15 protein-coding genes and 2 pseudogenes are annotated in these 18,884 nt (G+C 58.1%); 8 read left to right on the top strand and 9 right to left on the bottom strand.

Going from position 1 to position 18,884, the window contains the following annotated elements; translation table 11 throughout:
• Window positions 1-4: 4 nt before the first annotated feature.
• From eno to DWB67_RS07570, 3 genes are all read right to left on the bottom strand, one after another.
• Entirely contained in the window at window positions 5-1,279 is a 1,275-nt protein-coding gene (gene eno, locus DWB67_RS07580) for a phosphopyruvate hydratase (RefSeq protein WP_119806943.1), read from the bottom strand.
• 70 nt (window positions 1,280-1,349) lie between these two features.
• On the bottom strand, window positions 1,350-2,030 hold the full coding sequence (locus tag DWB67_RS07575) for an endonuclease/exonuclease/phosphatase family protein (protein WP_255418594.1): 681 nt from the start codon (window positions 2,028-2,030) through the stop codon (window positions 1,350-1,352).
• A gap of 57 nt (window positions 2,031-2,087) precedes the next feature.
• Entirely contained in the window at window positions 2,088-3,488 is a 1,401-nt protein-coding gene (locus tag DWB67_RS07570; RefSeq protein ID WP_119806941.1) for a YdiU family protein, read from the bottom strand.
• A 111-nt stretch (window positions 3,489-3,599) separates the two neighbouring features.
• On the opposite strand from DWB67_RS07570, the gene obgE reads away from it, so the two are divergent.
• Both obgE and proB read left to right on the top strand, forming a co-directional pair.
• Entirely contained in the window at window positions 3,600-4,637 is a 1,038-nt protein-coding gene (gene obgE, locus DWB67_RS07565) for a GTPase ObgE (protein ID WP_119806940.1), read from the top strand.
• Entirely contained in the window at window positions 4,625-5,740 is a 1,116-nt protein-coding gene (gene proB, locus DWB67_RS07560; protein WP_119806939.1) for a glutamate 5-kinase, read from the top strand. The genes obgE and proB overlap by 13 nt, the downstream gene beginning before the upstream one ends.
• Before the next feature lie 10 nt (window positions 5,741-5,750).
• On the opposite strand, the gene DWB67_RS07555 is transcribed toward proB, so the two are convergent.
• Both DWB67_RS07555 and pepN read right to left on the bottom strand, forming a co-directional pair.
• Window positions 5,751-6,674, bottom strand: coding sequence for a 1-acyl-sn-glycerol-3-phosphate acyltransferase (locus DWB67_RS07555; protein ID WP_255418593.1), 924 nt, complete (start codon window positions 6,672-6,674; stop codon window positions 5,751-5,753).
• 27 nt (window positions 6,675-6,701) lie between these two features.
• Window positions 6,702-9,275 carry an aminopeptidase N gene (pepN, locus tag DWB67_RS07550; protein WP_119806938.1) on the bottom strand — a complete coding sequence of 858 codons (2,574 nt, stop codon included), beginning with the start codon at window positions 9,273-9,275 and terminating at the stop codon, window positions 6,702-6,704.
• Window positions 9,276-9,455: 180 nt separating this feature from the next.
• On the opposite strand from pepN, the gene DWB67_RS07545 reads away from it, so the two are divergent.
• The 6 genes from DWB67_RS07545 (at window position 9,456) to DWB67_RS07520 (ending at window position 16,822) form a co-directional block, all read left to right on the top strand.
• Window positions 9,456-10,136 (top strand): hypothetical protein, encoded by a 681-nt coding sequence (locus DWB67_RS07545; RefSeq protein WP_119806937.1) that lies wholly within the window; start codon window positions 9,456-9,458, stop codon window positions 10,134-10,136.
• 221 nt (window positions 10,137-10,357) lie between these two features.
• The gene (locus DWB67_RS07540) at window positions 10,358-11,932 is read left to right on the top strand and encodes a Re/Si-specific NAD(P)(+) transhydrogenase subunit alpha (RefSeq protein ID WP_119806936.1); all 1,575 of its coding nucleotides are present in this window, start codon (window positions 10,358-10,360) and stop codon (window positions 11,930-11,932) included.
• A 10-nt stretch (window positions 11,933-11,942) separates the two neighbouring features.
• Complete coding sequence (locus tag DWB67_RS07535; protein ID WP_119806935.1) at window positions 11,943-13,385, top strand: NAD(P)(+) transhydrogenase (Re/Si-specific) subunit beta; 1,443 nt, start codon at window positions 11,943-11,945, stop codon at window positions 13,383-13,385.
• 192 nt (window positions 13,386-13,577) lie between these two features.
• Window positions 13,578-15,017 (top strand): NCS1 family nucleobase:cation symporter-1, encoded by a 1,440-nt coding sequence (locus DWB67_RS07530; protein ID WP_119806934.1) that lies wholly within the window; start codon window positions 13,578-13,580, stop codon window positions 15,015-15,017.
• Between the two features lie 12 nt (window positions 15,018-15,029).
• Window positions 15,030-16,331 (top strand): DUF3422 family protein, encoded by a 1,302-nt coding sequence (locus DWB67_RS07525; RefSeq protein WP_119806933.1) that lies wholly within the window; start codon window positions 15,030-15,032, stop codon window positions 16,329-16,331.
• Window positions 16,332-16,477: 146 nt separating this feature from the next.
• Window positions 16,478-16,822: an arsenate reductase family protein gene (locus tag DWB67_RS07520; protein WP_255418592.1), complete on the top strand. Its 345-nt coding sequence runs from the start codon at window positions 16,478-16,480 to the stop codon at window positions 16,820-16,822.
• Between the two features lie 17 nt (window positions 16,823-16,839).
• Here the strand turns inward: DWB67_RS07520 and DWB67_RS07515 are convergent, their stop codons facing one another.
• From DWB67_RS07515 to DWB67_RS07500, 4 genes and pseudogenes are all read right to left on the bottom strand, one after another.
• A complete protein-coding gene (locus DWB67_RS07515) occupies window positions 16,840-17,268 on the bottom strand; it encodes a TIGR01244 family sulfur transferase (RefSeq protein WP_119806931.1) in 429 nt (142 codons plus the stop codon).
• 101 nt (window positions 17,269-17,369) lie between these two features.
• Window positions 17,370-18,140: a phosphoglycolate phosphatase gene (gene gph, locus DWB67_RS07510; RefSeq protein ID WP_255418591.1), complete on the bottom strand. Its 771-nt coding sequence runs from the start codon at window positions 18,138-18,140 to the stop codon at window positions 17,370-17,372.
• Window positions 18,141-18,368: 228 nt separating this feature from the next.
• Window positions 18,369-18,640, bottom strand: a pseudogene (locus DWB67_RS07505) (integrase core domain-containing protein); the annotation flags it as partial.
• Window positions 18,641-18,722: 82 nt separating this feature from the next.
• Window positions 18,723-18,884: pseudogene (locus DWB67_RS07500) on the bottom strand (IS30 family transposase); the annotation flags it as partial.

The following is an 18,884-nucleotide window of genomic DNA, read 5'->3' as shown; positions in this document are numbered from 1 at the left end:
TTGCTTAGCGCAGGATGCTGCGGCCCGCGTAGACGGCGGTCGCGCCCAGCATTTCCTCGATACGGATCAGCTGGTTGTATTTCGCCAAACGGTCCGAACGTGCCAGGCTGCCGGTCTTGATCTGACCGCAGTTGGTGGCGACAGCCAGATCGGCAATGGTCGCATCTTCGGTTTCGCCCGAACGGTGCGACATGACGCTGGTGAAACCGGCGCGGTCGGCCATACGAACAGCGTCCAGCGTTTCGGACAGTGTGCCGATCTGGTTCACCTTGACCAGCAGGCTGTTTGCGCAGCCTTTGGCAATGCCGTCAGCCAGACGGGTCGGGTTGGTCACGAACAGATCGTCGCCAACCAGCTGGATCTTGTCGCCCAGACGGTCGGTCAGCAGCTTCCAGCCATCCCAGTCGTCTTCGGCGCAACCGTCTTCGATCGACAGGATCGGATAGTCGTCGCAAAGGGCGGCCAGATATTCGACGTTTTCAGCAGGCGTCAGCGATTTGCCTTCGCCCTTCATCTCGTATTTGCCATCGCGGAAATACTCGGTCGAGGCGCAATCCAGCGCCAGCATGATGTCGTCGCCGGGCTTGTAGCCCGCTTTTTCAACGGCTTTCAGAATGAAATCCAAAGCGTCGCGGCTGCTGGACAGGTTCGGGGCAAAGCCGCCTTCGTCGCCGATACCGGTCGACAGGCCCGCCGCCGAAAGCTCTTTCTTCAGCGTGTGGAAGATTTCCGAACCCATGCGTACGGCGTCACGGATATTTTCCGCGCTGACCGGCATGATCATGAATTCCTGAATGTCGATAGGGTTGTCAGCATGTTCGCCGCCGTTGATGATGTTCATCATCGGCACGGGCAGAATATGGGCCGAGGTGCCACCGATATAGCGGAACAACGGCTGCGAGGTCGCCTCGGCTGCGGCTTTTGCCACAGCCATCGATACGCCCAGAATCGCATTCGCGCCCAGACGGCCTTTGTTCGGGGTGCCGTCCAGTTCGATCATCATCATGTCGATGGCGCGCTGTTCGGTCGCATCTTCGCCGATCAGGTTTTCGGCAATTTCACCGTTCACGGCGGCGACGGCTTCCAGAACGCCCTTGCCCATATAGCGCGACTTGTCGCCATCACGCTTTTCGACGGCCTCATGTGCGCCGGTGGATGCGCCCGAAGGAACAGCCGCGCGGCCCATGGTGCCGTCTTCCAGCGTCACATCGACTTCGACCGTGGGGTTGCCACGGCTGTCAAGGATTTCGCGGGCATAAATGTCGATAATGGCAGTCATAAGGACTCTCCGTTGATCTACGTTAGCGCTTACATACAAGCCAAAAGCTGCGTCCGAAAGTCGCAATTTTTCAAGGCATGGCGATCCGTGCCCAGATCGGCAGATGATCCGAGGCATCGCGCGCACCGGCGCCGTGAAAAACACCGGTTTCCAGTAATTCCAGATTGCTGGACATAGCGATACGATCAAAGCGCAGCCGTGGCATCGGCGCGGGGTACGAGGGGCCGGGTGTGACCACTTTGAAGCCCGCCAGCGATTCAAGCCCGCGTTCGTCGCGCCATTCGTTGAAATCGCCCATCATCACCACATGATCCGATCCGATACGGGCGGCTTGCGCCGTCAGACGGGCCAGCTGGGCACGGCGCGACGATCGCGCCAGCCCCAGATGTATACCGATGATGGTTAGATGGGGCAGACGCAGGGCGACTGCGCCGCGGGGTTCGATGCCGGGCAGAGGCAGGCGGCGCAGGCTGGCCTGTTCCGCAAGATGCGGGCGCATCAGGATGGTCTGCCCATGCCACCCCAGACTGCTGTCCGATGTGCCGAAGATATCCGCCGGAACCAGACCAGTTTCGGACATGATCAGTTTGCGGGGCAGGGCCTCCAGCCTTGCGCCCAGCCGGAAGTCGACCTCTTGCAGGGCAATGATGTCAGGGTCCAGCGCGCGGATGACCGCCAGATTGCGCATCGGTGCATGGGGACCGGTCAGCCCCCGGCATTTATGCAGATTATAGCTGGCCAGTTTCAGCATAGCGCCCCACATCCGTTCCGGCAGATCATCATCGTCCCGATCCTGACCGCAAGCCCTTTATGTGCCGCAGAACGTTGCCCGCACCACCTCGGATTGCAGGGGGGCATGGGACAGATCATCCCAATCGTCACGCTGCCGATAGGGGTGTGTGACCGCATCGAACAGCCGATCAAACGGCCCCATATCCCCCGCCACAGCCGAGGCGATGGCATCTGCGACCCGATGGTTGCGCGGAATGCGAACCGGATTGACCAGTTTCATCGCCGCCAGATCCGGCGACAGGGCCTGCCATTCGCGGTGCCAGGCGTCGAAAACATCACGCTGGGTGAATTCATCACGGGCGGTGCCATTGTTCAGCCCGTCAAAGACGCGCGTGAAATCGGCGCGCTGTTCGGCCATCATCGTCAGCAGACGCTCGATCAAGGTTTGGTTCGGCGCGCCTTCGATGCCCAGTTTGGCCCCGAAGCGCTTTTGCCATGCGGCCTGATATAGAGGGCCGAAGCTGTGGACGACGCGCGTCGCATCCTCGACCGCCTGATCCTGATCGCCCATCAGCGGGATCAGGCAGGTGGCGAATTGCGCCAGATTCCAGACAGCCACCTGCGGCTGCTGCGCCCATGCATAGCGCCCGTTCTGGTCAATCGAGGAAAACACCGTATCCGGATGATAGACATCCATAAATGCACAGGGACCGTAATCAATGGTTTCCCCCGAAATTGCCATATTGTCGGTGTTCATCACCCCGTGGATAAAGCCAAGCGACATCCAGTCCGCGATGGTATCTGCCTGCCGTTCGACCACCTTGTTCAACAGATCCAGTGGACCGGTCGCATCGGGATAGTGGCGCTGGATCACATAATCGGTCAGGGAGGCCAATGCCTCGGGGCGGTCACGGACAGCGAAATACTGGAAGGTCCCGACGCGGATATGGCTGGCGGCCACGCGGGTCAGCACCGCACCGGGCAACCCGCCTTCCTGCCGCCAGACGGTATCACCGGTCTTCACCGCCGCCAACGCACGGGTGGTCGGGACATTCATCGCCGCCATGAATTCGCTGACCAGATATTCGCGCAGCACCGGACCCATCCATGCACGCCCGTCGCCATTGCGCGAAAACGGCGTCGGGCCGCTGCCTTTCAGTTGCAAATCGAAACGTGTGCCATCGGGGGCCACAACCTCGCCCAGCAGGACCGCGCGGCCATCGCCCAGCTGGGGAACAAAACCGCCGAACTGGTGGCCCGCATAGGCTTGGGCGATCGGATCAGCCCCGTCCGGCACCGCGTTTCCGGCCAGTATCGACACGCCATCGCCCTGACGCAGCGCCTGACCGTCAAGACCCAGCCGTTCCGCCAATGCATCATTGAACGCCAAAAGATCAGGCGACCTGACCGGAGAGGGCGACACACGCGCAAAAAAACCTTGGGGCATGCGGGCATAGCTGTTGTCAAAACGGATCATTGGGGTCTCCTTTGATCGTTACATAAGGTCGAACCCGTGTATTGCCAGCCCGTAACCCTTGCACCATTGCCGTCAAACGCGTATCGGCAGTCCGCAAAAGGAGCCGTGTCCATGAAATTTCTTGACCTCGCAAAAGTCTATATCCGTTCGGGCGGCGGCGGAGCGGGCTGCGTATCGTTCCGGCGTGAAAAATTTATCGAATATGGCGGACCCGACGGCGGCGATGGCGGCCGTGGTGGTAACGTCATCGTCGAAACCGTCGAGGGTCTGAACACCCTGATCGATTTCCGCTATCAACAGCACTTTTTTGCCAAGTCCGGCCAGCACGGCATGGGCAGCCAGATGACAGGCCGTTCCGGCGACGACATCGTTCTGCGCCTGCCCGTCGGCACGGAAATTCTGGACGAAGACGAAGAAACCGTTATTGCCGACCTGACCGAGGTTGGTCAGCGCGTTGTTCTTGCCAAGGGTGGCAATGGCGGTTGGGGCAACCTGCATTTCAAATCCGCGACCAACCGGTCACCGCGCACCGCAAATCCGGGCCTGCCGGGGGTGGAACGCACCATCTGGCTACGTCTTAAGCTGATCGCCGACAGCGGTCTGGTTGGCCTGCCGAATGCCGGAAAATCGACCTTCCTTGCGGCGGTGTCCAACGCACGTCCCAAGATCGCCGATTATCCGTTCACCACACTGCACCCAAATCTGGGTGTTGTGGGCATCGACAGTCAGGAATTCGTGATGGCCGATATTCCGGGCCTGATCGAAGGCGCGCATGAAGGCCGTGGTATTGGCGACCGTTTCCTTGGCCATATCGAACGCTGCTCGGTCCTGCTGCATCTGGTGGATGGCACATCCGAAGATGTCGCTGGTGATGCCCGCACCATCCTGAACGAGCTGGAGGCCTATTCGCCGGTTCTGATGGAAAAGCCGCGCGTGACGGCCTTGAACAAGATCGACGCATTGGATGATGAAACGCTGGCCGAACGCCGCGCCGCGCTGGAGGCTGAACTGGGTCAACCGGTGATGCTGATGTCGGGCGTGTCGCGCACCGGCGTGACCGAGGTGCTGCGGTCGCTGTGGACGGAAATCGCCCCGTCCCGTGCGCCCAAACTGGCTGAGGGTGAAGAAGAAGCCCCGTGGCGTCCCTGATCGCACCGCAACTGGATGCGGCACGCCGCTTGGTCGTCAAGGTCGGATCGGCATTGCTGGTCGGACCGGACGGGCTGCGTGGTGAATGGCTGCGGGCCTTATGCGATGATGTCGCAAAATGGCGTGCCATGGGCTGCGATGTGGTGCTGGTGTCGTCAGGGTCGATCGCCTTGGGGCGGCGGGTGCTGGGCCTTACCGATGGGCCTTTGCCCTTGGAACAGGCGCAGGCTGCCGCTGCTGTCGGCCAGATCCGTCTGGCGCGTGCTTATGAACAGGCCTTGGCCCCGCATGGTGTCACCACCGCACAAGTGCTTCTGACGCTGGAAGACAGTGCGGATCGGCGTCGCTATCTGAACAGTCGCGCGACCATGCAGACATTGCTGTCACTTGGCGTTGTACCGATTGTGAATGAAAACGACACGGTGGCCACCGATGAAATCCGCTTTGGCGACAATGACCGCCTGGCCGCCCAGATTGCCGTGACCTGCGGCGCGGATCAGCTGTTGTTGCTGTCGGATGTGGACGGACTTTATACATCGAACCCGAAAACCGACCCTGATGCGCGACATCTGCCGGTGATCGATACAATTACGCCGCAGATCGAGGCGATGGGTGGTGATCCGGTTTCGGGCCTATCAAAAGGCGGCATGAAAACCAAGGTTATGGCCGCACGCACCGCCGTGGCCGGTGGCTGCGCGATGGCAATTGCCGAAGGGTCGGTCTTGCGGCCATTATCGGCAGTAGCTGATGGTGCGCGCTGCAGCTGGTTTCTTGCCGAAGCTGATCCCCAGATTGCCCGCAAACGCTGGATTGCGGCGATGAAGTCCAAGGGCGCGCTGATTGTCGATCAGGGTGCCGCCGACGCTTTGGCACGCGGCAAATCACTGCTACCTGCGGGGATCATCGCAATCGAAGGGGCGTTCGGCCGCGGCGATCCGGTCCAGATTACGGGTCCAGCCGGTCAGCATCTTGCCATCGGTCTGACACGCTATACCGCGCTGGAGGCAGCGCAGATTGCCGGCCATCAATCAGCCGAGATCGAGGCTATCCTTGGTTATTCCGGCCGTGCGGCTTTGGTCCACCGCGACGATATGGCGGTCTAGGGGATTCCCCCTAGCCGCCAACCGGACTTCTTGAGCGTGATATACGAGCGACACCGCGTTCACGGGTCAGTTTTGCACATTCGGTACTTGGGGCAGGCAGGTCCAGAACGCGGTCGCGCAAGACAGCGATGGCCTCTTCGCTGCTGCGGGGCAGATCGGCGGGTTGGACGGGTTTGCCGACGGTGACACGATAGGGGTGGTCGGTCTTGTTCAGAACCTCGTTGAACAGCGTGACATCCCGCAAGGTCGGGTGGATTGCATCCAGCAGATAGAACAGCGGTGAATTTCTGGCGCGTATCCGCAGCGGAATGATCGGCACATCGAACTTGCGGGCAATCATCGCCGCACTGGCCATCCACGGGCGTTCATGCAGCGTCAGACCACGTCGCTTGGCAAGACGACCCGAGGGGAAAATCAGGCCGATGCGCCCCGCCTCGATCGCGTCACGGGTATAATCCATTGTCGCGCGGGTTTTGGCATGGCTGCGCTTTTCTGGACGCCATTCAACAGGGGCAATCATCTCTATCGTTTGGGGCAGCACGCGGATCATGTCGTGATTGGCATAGATGAACAGGTCATCGCGCAACTGCGACACAAGGGCGTTCAGAAAAATCCCATCTGCGATGCCGGTCGGGTGGTTGGCAACAATCAGGGCGGGACCGGTCGCGGGGATATGTTCCAATCCGTCAACCTGCAGGTCATGGACGATCAGGTCGCTCATTCTACGCATGATCTCGGGGGTGGGCAGGTCGCGGAACTCGGCCCCCAGATCAATGGTGCGCGGATAGTGCAGCAGGCCCATCATTGCCGCTTTGGCCAAACGGTGGTGCAGCTTTCCCGAATAAAGCCAAGGCGCGCGTTCCGCGATCAAGGGGTCCAGTCGCGCGCGCATCTCGGCGCGCGACCTTTCGGTGGTGGTATCCGTCCTGACCATCATTCCCCTCCTGCGTGCGGGCAGGTTTTATGTTCCTACCGCAATCATCCGCGAGACCATTTCACGCGTATTACGGCTCAAACCCGCCAAACCTGCAATACGTTCCAATGCATTAAGTGCATGTGTCTTACGACTGTCATCATAGCGCGACCATGTTTCAAAGGCCGTCGACATGCGTGCGGCAATCTGCGGATTGACGGCATCCATGCGGATCAACCAGTCAGCGGTGAACTGGTAACCCGATCCATCCGCCGCGTGGAACCCTGCATGGTTTGCTGCAAGTCCCCCCAGCAACGATCTGAAACGGTTGGGGTTTTTCCAGTCAAAGTCATCGCGCTGTGCCAACTGTTCGGCAATGCGGACCGCATCCTCCGGCCGGGCGGCCATCGGCTGGATGCTGAACCACTTGTCCATGACCAGCCGATTTCCGCCGAATTCGTCATACAGAGCCTGAAGTTCGGCTGAACCTTTGCCCAAACGCAGCAGAATCGCCAAAGCGGCCATGCGTTCGGTCATGTTAGAGGCAGTGCCGAACAGAACCTTGGCGCGTTGGCCGCCATCGATCCGTGCCAGAAGGCCCAGCGCGGCGATACGCAAGGACCGGCATGCCGCGGAAGCAGCGTCGGGGGAATAGGGGCCTGTCACCTCTGTCCGGTCGAACAGGGATGCCAATAGGTCCTGATGCGTTTCGGCCACGCGCAGGGCCAGACCCGAACGTGCTGCATGGATCGCGTCCGGATCAGGTGTAATGCCCAGCGCGGCCAGACGTGTGGCGATGCTGTCTTCGCTTGGCAAAGCAAGGCAAAGGGCGCGGAAGGCCGCGTCAGCCGTGCCATCGGAAAGAAGTGCACCAATGGCATGCACATATCCCGCACCGGCATCGCGGCCCTGTGCCAGATCAACCAACGCGGACATCGCTAGTTCGCGCCCCGCTTCCCAGCGCGCAAATGGGTCGGTGTCATGGGCGAACAGAAAGGCGCGGGTTGCATTATCCATCTGACGGTCCAGCATGACGGGCGCCGAAAAACCGCGAAGGGCGGAGACTACGGGACGCGTGGCAAGCCCGTCGAAGGTAAAGCTTTGCGTCGGTTCGGTCATTTCCAGAACCTGCGTTCCCGCAACTTCGTCCCCGTTCGGGCCAATCAAACCCACCGCAATCGGGATCACGCGCGCGGGTTTATCGGGCTGGCCGGGGGTCGCGGGCGTTGATTGCGTGAAGGTCAGCGACAGCGTGCCGTCGTTCCAATCCTCGGTCATTTTCAGGGTCGGTGTGCCAGCGTCGGTGTACCAACGCTCGAACTGGGCCAGATCGCGACCTGTCGCATCCTCGAACACCTTCAACCAGTCTTCGATGGTGGCGGCGTCGCCGTCATGGCGGTCGAAATACAGATCCAGCGCTTTGGCATAATCGGCATCACCGACCAGACGCTTTAGCATGCCGATCACCTCGGCACCTTTTTCATAAACGGTGGCGGTGTAGAAGTTATTGATTTCTTCGTACCGGTCAGGGCGCGGCGGGTGGGCCAGCGGGCCTTGATCTTCGCGGAACTGGCGCGCGCGCAGGGTTTGCACATCTTCGATCCGCTTGACAGCGGCGCTGCGCATGTCACCGGTAAAAGACTGGTCGCGGAACACGGTCAGCCCCTCTTTCAGGCACAGCTGGAACCAGTCACGGCAGGTGATGCGGTTGCCTGTCCAGTTGTGGAAATATTCATGGGCAATGACCGCTTCGATCCGTTCATAATCGGTATCGGTCGCGGTTTCAGGGCTGGCCAACACCAGCTTCGAGTTGAAGATATTCAACCCTTTGTTTTCCATCGCCCCCATGTTGAAATCATCAACCGCAACAATGTTGAAAACATCCAGATCGTATTCACGACCATAGACATCTTCGTCCCACTTCATCGACTTGATCAGCGACTCCATGGCAAAGCCTGCGCGATCCTGATCGCCCGGACGCACCCAGACGTTCAGATCGACCTTGCGACCAGACTTGGTGGTAAAGCTGTCGCTGACGGCTTTCAAATCACCAGCCACCAATGCGAACAGATAGGCGGGTTTTGGCCAGGGGTCGTGCCATTCGGCAACGCCGTTACCGGCACTGACCGGATTGCCGTTCGACAGCAGCACAGGCAAATCGCTGCGGATCGTAACGTGGAAGGTGGTCATCACGTCGGGACGGTCGGGATAGAAGGTGATGTGCCGAAAGCCCTCGGCCTCGCATTGGGTGCAGAAGATGCCGCCGGACTGATACAGGCCTTCGAAGGCCGTATTATCGGCAGGGTCGATCAGAACCTGTGTCTGCAGGGTGAATCCACCTTGGGGCAGGGCGGCGGCGGCGATGGTCAGCGTTTCGTCATCGCGCGATACATGGGCCGCATCAAGGGTCGTTCCGTTGATCGCCAGCGATTCCAGCGTCAGTCCCTTGCCGCCATCCAGCACCAGATCGGTGATCTGGTTACGTGCTGCAAGGTCCAGTTCTGTCACAACGCGTGTGCCACGCGGGGACAGCGTGAAATCCAGACGTGTCTGGGACAGGACAAACGGATAGGGGGAATAGTCCGAAAGAAGCTGGACCGGCTGGGTCGGGGTCAAGGACATTTATAGCGACCTTTCCTAAAAATGAGGCAAAAGCGGAACCCTTGCGTTGAGACGGTGTTAATCGCCTGAAAGCCGGGTCGCAAGCCGGGTGATCCGGCAGAACGATTGACACACCGGTTTCTCTGCCGCACAGCTTCGCGACCTAACCCTGTCTTTAGACAGCATGAATTGGAGGCCACTATGAGCTATGATCCCAACGATCCGAACCGTCCCCAGCCCGGCGCCACGGATCATAAGGAAACCTATGTCGAACCGGTCGAGCGTAAATCATCCGCGCTGCCGCTGATCATCGGCGTTCTTCTGGCACTGGCATTGGCCTATTTCGTGCTACAGCGTTTTATGACCGACGATACGGTTGCAGTTGATGGTGACACCACCACGGTGACCACCACCGAAAACGCCGACCCGACCGAGCCGGAGGCCCCCGCAGTTGTAGTCGAGCCTGCTGCCGAGGAAGCCGCAGATGAGGCAGCCGTCGAAGCCGAGGTCGAGGCTGACAATGCTGCCGCCGACGCGGAAGCCGCTGCTGAGGATGCCGCTGCTGCTGCCGATACAGCCGCTGACAACGCGGAAAGCACTGCCGACACTGCAACCGAAGATGCCGCCGCTGCCGCATCGGACGCGGCAGATAGTGCTGCCGAAGCTGCCGATAGCGCCGCTGAAGCAACGGGCAATGCTGTTGATGATGCTATGAACGAAGCAGGCGAAACCGCCTCCGAAGCTGCAGACGCAGCCGCTGCTGCCGCGCAGGATGCTGCAGACGCCCTAGATGATGCCATCACCATCGAGGAAGAGCCTGCGGTCACCCCCGAAGCTGCGACCGATGCAGAAACCGAAACGACGACGACCCCGGCAAATTGATCCTTACCGGATAAAAGCCAGCCAATTGCCCGGACACATAACGTGTCCGGGCTTTTTTATGGAAAACTAATCAATTGGGATACTAGTATCCTGAATAATGATATCGTAAAAACGCATTTTGAATGACTGGCGTCTAATTCACACAGACTTGTGAAATATAATTTCGTGATGCTATGAATTCGACGACTGCGAAATCAACAAGGCGGGGGGCATATTTGGCCATGAAGATTGGCGCACTTAAAGATAACCATCCCGGAGAGGCGAGGGTGGCGATCACTCCGGCCTCGGCCGGGCATCTTGGCAAGCTGGGGCATGAGGTTTTTATCCAGACCGGTGCCGGCATTGGTGCCGGTTTTTCCGACGAAGATTACACCAAGGCCAATGTCACGGTCTGTGCCTCATCGGCCGAGCTGATCGGCGCTGTCGATGTCGTGGCGAAAGTCCGTCAGCCATCGGAAGCCGAAATCGACCAGATGCGCGAGGGACAGACCGTCATCTCGTTTTTCTATCCAGCGCAGAACGCTGAATTGCTGGCAAAAGCCAAAGATCAGGGCGTCACGGCAATTGCCATGGATATGGTGCCCCGCATTAGCCGTGCGCAGAAAATGGACGCACTGTCGTCCATGGCCAACATTGCCGGTTACCGTTCGGTGATCGAGGCGGCGAACAACTTTGGCCGCTTCTTCACCGGTCAGGTCACGGCAGCAGGCAAGGTTCCACCCGCCAAGGTTCTGGTTGTGGGTGCGGGTGTTGCAGGTCTGGCCGCCATCGGCACCTCGGTCAGTCTTGGGGCGCAGGTCTATGCCTTTGACGTCCGGCCTGAAGTGTCCGAGCAGATCGAATCCATGGGCGCCGAATTCGTCTATCTGGAATTCGACCAGCCGACCGCCGATGGTGCGGCAACGGGTGGCTATGCGGCGCCCTCCAGCCCCGAATTCCGCGAAAAGCAGTTGGCCAAGTTCCGTGAACTGGCACCCCAGATGGACATCGTCATCACCACGGCGCTGATCCCGGGGCGCGATGCGCCCGTGCTGTGGACCGCTGACATGGTTGCCGCCATGAAGCCGGGCAGCGTGATCGTCGATCTGGCCGCCGAAAAGGGTGGTAATTGCGAACTGACGGTCATGGATGAACGCATCGTGTCCGACAATGGCGTGGTGGTTGTCGGCTATACCGATTTCCCATCGCGCATGGGTGCCCAAGCCTCCGAGCTTTATGGCAACAACGTCCGTCACTTTATTGCGGACCTGACGCCTAAGAAAGATGGCGTGATCGACCATAATATGGAAGATGACGTCATTCGCGGGGCCACTGTCGTCCATGACCACGACGTGACATGGCCGCCCCCCCCGCCAAAAGTTGCTGCGATTGCCGCGCAAAAGCCCAAAGAAAAAGCCAAGGTTCTGACCGCCGAGGAACGCCGCGCCGCCGAGGCTGCTGCTTTCAAGGCCGATACCAAGAAACAGGTCGGCATTCTTGCCGGTGGTGGTTTGCTGCTGCTGTTGATCGGCCTTGTTGCGCCGGTCAGCTTCATGTCGCACTTCATCGTCTTCGTGCTGGCCTGCTTTATCGGCTTCCGCGTCATCTGGAACGTCGCCCATTCGCTGCATACGCCGCTGATGGCCATCACGAATGCGATCAGCTCGATCATCATTCTGGGTGCCCTGATGCAGATCGGTTCCGGTTCGTGGTGGGTTGTTCTGCTGGGCGCGTTGGCCGTGCTGATGGCAAGCATCAACATCTTTGGTGGTTTCATGGTCACGCGGCGCATGCTTGCCATGTTCCAGAAGTCATAAGGAGAGGGTGATGGAATACGGATTCACCACCGCGGCCTATGTGGTCGCCTCGGTCCTGTTCATCCTGTCTTTGGGCGGGTTGTCGGGACAGGAAAGCGCCAAGCGCGCCATCTGGTACGGCATTGCGGGCATGGCATTGGCCGTGCTGGCCACGCTGTTCGGACCCGGTGCTGGCAACTGGTTGCTATCGCTGGTCATGATCGCCATCGGCGGCACCATCGGCTGGATTGTCGCCAAGCGCGTCCAGATGACCGAAATGCCGCAGCTGGTTGCGGCCATGCACAGCCTTGTCGGTTTGGCTGCCGTCTTTGTCGGCTTTAACGCTCAGATCGAACTGGCCCGCGTTATGCGTTTGCGCGCCGAGGGCATAGAAGAGGTCATGCACGGCTTTGCCGCCATTCTGGCCCATAAGACCCCCGCCGAAATTGCTATGCTGAAGATCGAGGTGTTCCTTGGCATCTTTATCGGTGCCGTGACCTTCACCGGTTCGGTCGTGGCCTTTGGCAAACTGGCAGGTCGCGTTGACGGCAAACCGAACAAGCTGCCGGGCGGTCACATGTTGAACGCTGGTGCGCTGGCTTTGGCAGTTCTGTTCGGTATCCTGTACTTTACGGGTATCGGATCGGGCGTCTTCTGGCTGGTCTTGGTCACGTTGCTGGCCTTCTTTATCGGCTATCACCTGATCATGGGCATCGGCGGCGCGGATATGCCGGTCGTTGTGTCGATGCTGAACAGCTATTCGGGTTGGGCTGCTGCCTCGATCGGTTTCACGCTTGGCAATGACTTGCTGATCGTCACTGGTGCGCTGGTCGGTTCGTCGGGCGCGATCCTGTCCTATATCATGTGCAAAGCGATGAACCGGAACTTTGTCAGCGTGATTTTGGGCGGCTTTGGTGGCACCACCGGACCTGCGGCGGAAATCGAAGGCGAACAGATTGCCATCGACGCCGATGGTGTGGCGGGCGCACTGAATGATGCAGACAGCGTCGTTATTGTGCCGGGTTACGGTATGGCAGTTGCACAGGCACAGGGCGCGGTTAGCGAGTTGACCCGTAAACTGCGCGCAGCAGGCAAGAATGTGCGCTTTGCGATCCACCCCGTTGCGGGTCGTTTGCCGGGCCATATGAACGTGCTGCTGGCTGAAGCCAAAGTGCCTTATGACATCGTGCTTGAGATGGACGAGATCAACGACGACTTCCCGACCACGGATGTCGTGATCATCATCGGCAGCAACGACATTGTAAACCCTGCAGCCCAAGACGATCCGAACAGCCCCATCGCGGGGATGCCGGTTCTGGAGGTCTGGAAAGCCAAGCAGGTTTTCGTCAGTAAGCGCGGCCAAGGCACCGGCTATTCCGGCATCGAGAATCCGCTGTTCTTCAAGGACAACACGCGGATGTTCTATGGCGATGCCAAGGACAGCATCAACAAGCTGCTTCCTCTGGTTGACTGAAATATCGGGCGGCGTCATAAAGACGCCGCCCTTTTTCTATTGCTGCGTCTGAAAAAGGCAGCCCATTTTCCATAAATTGAAAATTCAGTTTCTTCCGTTTCTTTGGAAGAAAACACGTGAATGTGCTTGCCTCATTCGGGTGTCGCACAGTGTCATACCCGCGACTGGAACCAGAAAAGCGGGATAGCAGCCATGGTTATACATTCGGACAGTCCACCAAACTCTTCGTTATACAACGAGGATCTGGCACCGATCCCGGTCGAGAAACGCCAATGGGGCGCGTTCGAAGTTTTCAACGTCTGGAACAACGATATCCAAAGCCTGTTCGGATATACGCTGGCGGCATCACTGTTCCTGACATATGGGCTGAACGGCTGGCTGACCTTTGCGGCCATCGTGCTGGCAGGATTCATTGTCATGTTTCTGGTGAACCTGTCCGGACGTCCGTCGGTCAGATACGGCATCCCCTATGCGGTCATGGCACGTGCTTCGATGGGGGTGCATGGGGCGCGGTTTCCGGCATTGGCACGGGGGATCGTCGGGATCTTCTGGTATGGCGTTCAAACCTATTTCGCATCGACCGCCGTTGCCTTGGCACTGCGCGCGATCTTCGGGATCGAGGTTCTTGCCGAAGACGGGGCAGGAACGTTTCTTGGTATGGCAGGTGTCGATTGGATTGCCTATCTGATCGTGGCGGCTTTCCAGATCGGCTTGTTCCTGATGGGGATCGAATGGGTCGGACGTTTCCTGAACTGGGCCGGACCTTTCGTTTATGCCGTTATGATCACGCTGGCGCTGATGATCTGGTATAAGGCGGGCAATGGCATCTGGTCCGAGATTGGTGTGATTTTTCAAGGCGACACAGGTGATACCGGTGGTACCTTGTCAGGTTTCGTTGCCGTTGTCGGGGTGATGGTCGCCTATTTCGCCGCAGTGGTCATCAACTTCGGCGATTTTTCACGCTTTGTGAAAACCGAAGGTCAGATGCGGGCGGGCAACCTTTGGGGCCTGCCGATTTCAATGGCTTTCTTTTCGCTGATCGCTTTATTTATCACAGCGGGTGCGGTGGTGCTGTATGGCGAACGCCTGACCGATCCCACCGAAATTGTGGCCCGTGTTGATAACATCGCACTGACCCTGATCGCAGCGGTCACGTTCTTTGCGGCAACTGTCGGGATCAATCTGGTCGCGAATTTCATTCCAGCCGCTTATGATATCGCCAATATGTCCCCCGCGCGGATCAATGCGAAAGCCGGCGGCCTGATCGCGGCAGGTATTGCGTTTTTCATCGGTGCACTTTGGGTGGCATTCATTTCGGCCATCGGAATTGCGGGGTTCGTGGAGACCGTCGGCGCGTTGCTGGCACCGCTGTATGGCATTCTGATCGCAGATTACTATCTGGTTCAAAAACGTGAACTGGACATGGATGCGCTGTTTTCCGAAGCACCGACCGGTCGTTATTACTATCAGAACGGTTGGAATCGCAGCGCAATCATAGCCTTAGCCATCGCTGCACTGTTTTCGGTCGGTACCGTCTGGCTGCCTGCGTTGCAATCACTGGCAGGTTTTGGCTGGCTGATCGGTGCATTCCTTGGCGGGCTGTTATATGTGGTCCTGAACAAACGACCCTGACAGGAGAATGGCGTGGATCCGGCACGAGAACACCCGCTAAGATTTGAGCTGGTCAACGAATTGCACGCCCGCCCGTCGCCGCGCATGACCGTTCCCTCGACGGCGGCATTTGTGGCGTTCAAGGAACCCAAGGATGCCGCTAATCGGGATTACAGTCAGGATGCGGCGCATCTGGCTACGCTTGTGGCACGGCATGGCGGCCCGCGCCCTGATCCTGACGACAGCCATTATCAGGGACAATTGGGCCGCCATGACCTGAAGTGGGAAAGTCATACCGAATTCGTGACCTATATGGCCATGACGCCTGGCCTTCCGATCCGGCCATTCGATCCTTCGGCTGCCGCAATATTTTCGAACGAATGGCAAGATAAAGCGCCCGGAAAGCGGGTGGCGGCTGTACTAGTACAGGTCGATGTTTTGCCGGAAGACCCGTCTGATGCCATGGACAGCATTTCGGGCTGGTTTGCCAATGACAGTCTTGCAGCCATCTGGGTGCTGGATCAGGCAGCGATGGTGGCGGGCGATTTCCGCATTGATGATGCCGGCTTGATGCGCTTTGCGGTATTCGTCCGGCCCGGAACGACAGAAGCACGTATCGGGCGGCTGGTGCACCGGCTGGTCGAGCTGGAAACATATCGTGCAATGTCGATGCTGGGGCTGGGCCGCGCGCGGGGGCTGGGTCAGCGGTTGAATGAACTGGAACCGCGGTTAACCGCTATTCTGGAATCAATGACCGATGACGACAGGCCGGCGGAACAGATGTTGCATGATCTGCTGACCGTCTCGACCCAGTTAGAGACAGAGGCCGTCCAGCATTCGTTCCGTTTTGGCGCGACAGGGGCCTATCAGGCCATCGTCAGCGACCGGATCGACGCTTTGCGCGAAACACGCTTTCAAGACCGTCAGATGATGACGGAATTCATGCGACGTCGCTATGAACCTGCGATGCGGACGATCAAATCGACCGAACAACGCCTGTCCAAAATGATGGAGCGTGCCGCCCGTGCTGCCGAATTGCTACGGACGCGCGTGGATGTTGAACGTAGTGCGCAAAATCAGGACATTATGAAGCGAATGGACCGCCGCGCCGATTTGCAATTGCGGCTGCAACATACGGTCGAGGGTCTGTCTGTTGTTGCCATCAGCTATTACGCGGTGGGATTGCTGGGGCATGCTTTGGCGCCGGTTTCCGAAATGCTGGGCATAGAGGAAACCCAGCTGGTTGCTGTCCTGACACCGGTTGCGGTCCTTGCCGTCTGGCTGATGATGCGACAGGTGCATAAAAAGCTTCACCGCGACGAAAGCGATTTGTGACTTGCTGACCTATCTAGCGCCCCGCATAACTGGCCGTAAAACAATCCAAAGGATGTATTTCATGCGACCAATCCTTGCCCTGATCGCCGTTCTTGCCGTTTCAGCCTGCGGCGTGCCGCTGGTTCCATTCATCTAACGGGGGTATCATGACAAAGACACTGACAATGTTCGGACTTTTAAAATGCTCGACCTGCCAGAAGGCCAAGACCGCTTTGCAGGAAAACGGTTGGGATGTGCAATTTCGTGACGTCGCGCAAGACCCGTTAACCGCGGAAGAACGGGCGGTTCTTGTCTCTGATTTCAATGATAAAATCATCAATCGTGCCAGCCTGACATGGCGCGGCATGTCAGAGGAGGAGCGTGCAGCCGATCCGGTTCGGATGATGGGTGAAAAACCCAGTGTCATGAAGCGCCCGGCCATCATGGCAGGTGATTTACGGCTGCTGGGATGGACCGCCAACGTCAAACGGGCACTGGACGTGCCGGTCTGATCAGGGCAGGGTGCCCGTTACCCCTTGCGACTGGCAAGCGAGGTGATCAGCGGGCGCACGCCACTTAGATCATAGCCCGCTTTATCCGCGACCTGCATGATCTCATCCTCGGGCAATTTACCGGCTTGCGCCAGCGCCCAAAGAACCGTGCACCGGTTGCCAGACCGGCAATAGGCAATTACCGGACCCTGACCAGCAGTCGCCGTAGCAAAATCCGAAATCAGCTGCGGAGTGACTTGACCCGGATGGAAGGGCAGATACTGATAGGCCATGCCAGCCTTTGCCGCAGCCTCTGCCATTACATCATGGTCAATATCTGCGGTGACTTCTTCATCGGGTCTGTTGTTGATCAGAACCTTGAAACCGGCTTCGGCCAAAGCCGGTATATCTTCGGGCAGAATTTGCGGCGAAACGGCAAGTGTGGCGCTTAGCTGACGCAGATCCATGGAAGACCCTTTCAAATAATTTCAATGGCCGAGGTGCAGGATTTTCGCAGCCCTTGTCAAGTCATAGGGCGCACAGGCCGCTAAACCTGCCGTGAAACAGGTCAAATATCAGGCGAAACGGAAGCCCGGACCAGCGCGGGCAGCTCATTGAAATGATCAAACGCGTGTAAATGGGGCAGGTCAGAAACCGCAGTATTCCGGTAGCCACCCGAATAGATCAGGAACGGAACCGGCACCGCCGCTGCGCAATAGGCGTCAAATTCGCTGTCACCGATGTACAAAGCGCGTTGTTGATAACCGGTGACGCCCATCTGCTGCAAGGCAAATCGCAAGGGCGCAGGGTCAGGCTTCATCTGCGGCAGTGTATCGCCCGCAACGATCGTTGACATGAACACATCCAGTCCGAAATGCGCCAAAGCTGCTTTGGTTGGTTGCATCGGTTTGTTGGTACAAAGGCCCAAGGGATGCCCGTCATCAGCCAAGCGGTTCAACGCATCTATCACACCCGGGAACAAAGCCGTCAATTCGGTCGCCTGATGATAATGGGCCATAAAGGCGTCAATCAAGTCGGGGCGCTTTTCTGCATCGATACCAAGCGCAGCGATGATGCGGGACCACAACAGTTCAACACCTCCGCCGATGAAGCTGCGAACCTGAGGCAGGCTAAGTATCGTAAGATTGTTTTGATCCAGTACTTTGTTCGCACAGGCATGAATGTCAGGTGCGCTATCGATCAACGTCCCATCAAGGTCGAAGACAATCGGACGTGACGCATGATGCATTGTGATTTCCAATCGGTCTGTAAGGTTGTGCCGGCCGCGGATGTAAATACTTCGAAGAACATGTCGTAGCCATGCAGCAACGTAAAGCATATCGATGGCTATTCCGAGCGTATGTAGGTTCGGGATCGTAAAACTGAAAACTTATTTTATTACATAATACAGATTATCGTTTTATGTTATTGTACACGCAAAGTAGACTTGTCGCGAACCGGTAAAGTTGATTTGTCACCTCGCCCCTGACGGATAACGCTTGCAGCATCGGGAAACGAACATGAGGGAATGGACCTGTCGCGTATTTGCGCCGCTCCAAGTGCTCGTTTAAGCCACCTTCCGTTCAAGGCGACGGGGCTTTTCCAGCCTAGTGCCGAATGGCGTCGACGTGGATTATAGAACCCGTTGATGTATTCGAAGATTGCCATCTCAGCCTGCCGCCGCGTTTCCCCTGACCTCCGCCAGATCAACTCGGCCTTGATAGGTTTAAAGAAGGTCTCGACAGCTGCGTTATCATAACAATTTCCTTTGCCGCTCATCGACACTCTGAACCCGTGTTGTCGCAGGATTTTCTGATAGTCGTGAGAACAGTAGTGGCTGTCCCCTGCTGTTCCTACATTTGACTTCAGACCCGCGTCAGCCAACCGTTCTGTGTATTTGATCGACAAATATTGGGCGGATTCAACCGGTCGTCGCAACACATTCGATTATATTCAGTTTGAGCAGTTCGTCTGGAGCTTCGGCAGGTGTTCTCCATCCGAGGGTTTTGCGGGGCCTTGTGTTCAAAGCATGCGCGACGGCGCTCAACTCATTGACACCGTGCTGGCTGAGATCCGTGCCCTT

The organism is Paracoccus sp. JM45 (genome assembly GCF_003590715.1).
In the GTDB taxonomy this organism is placed as follows: Bacteria; Pseudomonadota; Alphaproteobacteria; order Rhodobacterales; family Rhodobacteraceae; genus Paracoccus.
This window is presented reverse-complemented; position numbering and strand designations above follow the sequence as displayed.

Coding starts and splice junctions, on each gene's coding strand:
- eno (WP_119806943.1), bottom strand. CDS start 1,279: ATGACTGCCATTATCGACATTTATGCCCGCGAAATCCTTGACAGCCGT.
- DWB67_RS07575 (WP_255418594.1), bottom strand. CDS start 2,030: ATGCTGAAACTGGCCAGCTATAATCTGCATAAATGCCGGGGGCTGACC.
- DWB67_RS07570 (WP_119806941.1), bottom strand. CDS start 3,488: ATGATCCGTTTTGACAACAGCTATGCCCGCATGCCCCAAGGTTTTTTT.
- obgE (WP_119806940.1), top strand. CDS start 3,600: ATGAAATTTCTTGACCTCGCAAAAGTCTATATCCGTTCGGGCGGCGGC.
- DWB67_RS07555 (WP_255418593.1), bottom strand. CDS start 6,674: ATGGTCAGGACGGATACCACCACCGAAAGGTCGCGCGCCGAGATGCGC.
- pepN (WP_119806938.1), bottom strand. CDS start 9,275: ATGTCCTTGACCCCGACCCAGCCGGTCCAGCTTCTTTCGGACTATTCC.
- DWB67_RS07545 (WP_119806937.1), top strand. CDS start 9,456: ATGAGCTATGATCCCAACGATCCGAACCGTCCCCAGCCCGGCGCCACG.
- DWB67_RS07540 (WP_119806936.1), top strand. CDS start 10,358: ATGAAGATTGGCGCACTTAAAGATAACCATCCCGGAGAGGCGAGGGTG.
- DWB67_RS07535 (WP_119806935.1), top strand. CDS start 11,943: ATGGAATACGGATTCACCACCGCGGCCTATGTGGTCGCCTCGGTCCTG.
- DWB67_RS07530 (WP_119806934.1), top strand. CDS start 13,578: ATGGTTATACATTCGGACAGTCCACCAAACTCTTCGTTATACAACGAG.
- DWB67_RS07520 (WP_255418592.1), top strand. CDS start 16,478: ATGACAAAGACACTGACAATGTTCGGACTTTTAAAATGCTCGACCTGC.
- DWB67_RS07515 (WP_119806931.1), bottom strand. CDS start 17,268: ATGGATCTGCGTCAGCTAAGCGCCACACTTGCCGTTTCGCCGCAAATT.
- gph (WP_255418591.1), bottom strand. CDS start 18,140: ATGCTTTACGTTGCTGCATGGCTACGACATGTTCTTCGAAGTATTTAC.